This is a genomic window from Novosphingobium sp. GV079, assembly GCF_003058045.1.
Taxonomy (GTDB): Bacteria; Pseudomonadota; Alphaproteobacteria; order Sphingomonadales; family Sphingomonadaceae; genus Novosphingobium; species Novosphingobium capsulatum.
Window position 1 is genome coordinate 2,501 of record NZ_QBUE01000040.1, and the last position, 3,150, is coordinate 5,650.

1 tRNA gene and 2 rRNA genes (1 of these 3 running past the window's edge) are annotated in these 3,150 nt (G+C 54.6%); all 3 read left to right on the forward strand.

Annotated features, from left to right (window positions below):
* Positions 1-2,750 (forward strand): 23S ribosomal RNA (locus C8K14_RS22005) (it extends 43 nt beyond the left edge of the window).
* A gap of 122 nt (positions 2,751-2,872) precedes the next feature.
* Positions 2,873-2,987: ribosomal RNA gene (rrf, locus tag C8K14_RS22010) — 5S ribosomal RNA — on the forward strand.
* Positions 2,988-3,072: 85 nt separating this feature from the next.
* Positions 3,073-3,149: transfer RNA gene (locus tag C8K14_RS22015), tRNA-Met, on the forward strand.
* Position 3,150: the final 1 nt, after the last annotated feature.

Consider the following 3,150-nt stretch of genomic DNA (forward strand, 5'->3'; position numbering starts at 1 on the left):
AGGCGAAGAAGGACGTGGCACGCTGCGATAAGCGTCGGGGAGCTGTGAGCGAGCTTTGATCCGGCGATTTCCGAATGGGGAAACCCACCTTCACCATTTCTTCTGTCACCCTGGCAACAGGGTGGTTGGAGAGGTGGATAAGGTATCACCTTAGTGAATATATAGCTTTGGTGAAGCGAACCCGGGGAACTGAAACATCTCAGTACCTGGAGGAAAAGACATCAACCGAGATTCCGTTAGTAGTGGCGAGCGAACGCGGACCAGGCCAGTGCCTCATCTTCAACTAGCAGAACTGTCTGGAAAGGCAGGCCATAGCGGGTGATAGCCCCGTATGCGAAAGTGATGGATGAGGCCTCGAGTAGGGCGGGACACGTGAAATCCTGTCTGAACATGGGGGGACCACCCTCCAAGCCTAAATACTCGTACATGACCGATAGCGAACTAGTACCGTGAGGGAAAGGTGAAAAGCACCCCGATGAGGGGAGTGAAACAGTACCTGAAACCGGATGCTTACAAGCAGTAGGAGCCCCATAGGGGGTGACTGCGTACCTCTTGCATAATGGGTCAGTGACTTAGTTTATCGAGCAAGCTTAAGCCGTTAGGTGTAGGCGTAGCGAAAGCGAGTCTGAATAGGGCGCTAGAGTTCGATGAATTAGACCCGAAACCCGGTGATCTAGGCATGACCAGGCTGAAGGTGCGGTAACACGCACTGGAGGGCCGAACCGTTCAATGTTGAAAAATTGTCGGATGAGTTGTGTTTAGGGGTGAAAGGCCAATCAAACCGGGAAATAGCTGGTTCTCCGCGAAATCTATTGAGGTAGAGCGTCGGACGTATACCGTTGGGGGTAGAGCACTGGATGGATGCGGGGGTCGCGAGATCTACCAACTCTAACCAAACTCCGAATACCAACGAGATTTATCCGGCAGACAGACGGCGGGTGCTAAGGTCCGTCGTCAAAAGGGAAACAGCCCTAACCTACAGCTAAGGTCCCCAAGTCACGTCTAAGTGGGAAAGCATGTGGGAATCCCAAAACAACCAGGATGTTGGCTTAGAAGCAGCCATCATTTAAAGAAAGCGTAACAGCTCACTGGTCTAACTAAGGGTTCCTGCGGCGAAGATGTAACGGGGCTCAAGACGTGCACCGAAGCTTAGGGTTCAGATCTTTGATCTGAGCGGTAGCGGAGCGTTCCGTAGGCCTGCGAAGCGGAAGGGTAACCGACCGTGGAGGTATCGGAAGTGCGAATGCTGACATGAGTAGCGATAAAGAGGGTGAGATGCCCTCTCGCCGAAAGACCAAGGGTTCCTGCTTAAAGCTAATCTGAGCAGGGTGAGCCGGCCCCTAAGACGAGCCCGAAGGGGGTAGTCGATGGGAACCACGTTAATATTCGTGGGCCTGGAGATGAGTGACGGATCTCTTAAGTTGTCAGTTCTTATTGGATTGAACTGGCTGCGACGAGGTTCCAGGAAATAGCCTCTCCATATAGACCGTACCCGAAACCGACACAGGTGGTCAGGTAGAGTATACCAAGGCGCTTGAGAGAAGTATCCTGAAGGAACTCGGCAAATTGCCTCCGTACCTTCGGAAGAAGGAGGCCCCACATATGCGCAAGCACTTGTGGGGGGCACAGGCCAGGGGGTAGCGACTGTTTAGCAAAAACACAGGACTCTGCTAAGTCGGCTTCAAGACGACGTATAGGGTCTGACGCCTGCCCGGTGCCGGAAGGTTAAGAGGAGGAGTGCAAGCTCCGAATTGAAGCCCCGGTAAACGGCGGCCGTAACTATAACGGTCCTAAGGTAGCGAAATTCCTTGTCGGGTAAGTTCCGACCTGCACGAATGGCGTAACGACTTCCCCACTGTCTCCAGGATATGCTCAGCGAAATTGAATTCTCCGTGAAGATGCGGAGTACCCGCGGTTAGACGGAAAGACCCCGTGCACCTTTACTGCAGCTTCAGAGTGGCATTAGGAAAGAATTGTGTAGCATAGGTGGGAGGCTTTGAAGCACTGGCGCCAGCCGGTGTGGAGCCATAGGTGAAATACCACCCTGTTGTTTTCTGATGTCTAACCCAGCACCGTCATCCGGTGCGGGGACCCTCTGTGGCGGGTAGTTTGACTGGGGCGGTCGCCTCCTAAAGAGTAACGGAGGCGCGCGATGGTAGGCTCAGGACGGTTGGAAACCGTCTGTTCAGAGTGCAATGGCATAAGCCTGCCTGACTGCGAGACTGACGAGTCGAGCAGAGACGAAAGTCGGTCATAGTGATCCGGTGGTCCCTCGTGGAAGGGCCATCGCTCAACGGATAAAAGGTACGCCGGGGATAACAGGCTGATGATTCCCAAGAGCTCATATCGACGGAATCGTTTGGCACCTCGATGTCGGCTCATCACATCCTGGGGCTGGAGCAGGTCCCAAGGGTTTGGCTGTTCGCCAATTAAAGTGGTACGTGAGCTGGGTTCAGAACGTCGCGAGACAGTTTGGTCCCTATCTGCCGTGGGCGTCGATACTTGAGAGGAGTTGCCCCTAGTACGAGAGGACCGGGGTGAACATGCCTCTGGTGTACCTGTCGTTCCGCCAGGAGCGCAGCAGGGTAGCTATGCATGGACGGGATAACCGCTGAAAGCATCTAAGCGGGAAGCCTCCCTCAAGATAAGGTATCATCGAGTCGTGGTAGACCACCACGTTGATAGGCCGGGTGTGGAAGTGCGGTAACGCATGAAGCTAACCGGTCCTAATCACTCTTATCATGCTTGTAGAATCCACACCCTCACCACCAACCCTGCACAACATGCAGCGGCCAACGGTGACAATCGGACGATCCTCAAGCCAGATCCCAACATCATCGATCTAAACCCCTCATGTGCGCCCGCTCCATTGCCTGGTGACCATAGCGTCTGTGTCCCACCCGATCCCTTCTCGAACTCGGCCGTGAAACCAGTCCGCGCCAATGGTACTAACGCTCAAGCGTTGGAAGAGTAGGTCGTCGCCAGGCATTGAAGCTGGCGCACACGAATAAAACCCATTCACAAAGTCTCTCCTGCGGCCCCGTCGTCATAAACGACGGGGCCGCAGCGCATCGCGGGGTGGAGCAGCCCGGTAGCTCGTCAGGCTCATAACCTGAAGGTCGCAGGTTCAAATCCTGCCCCCGCAACCAT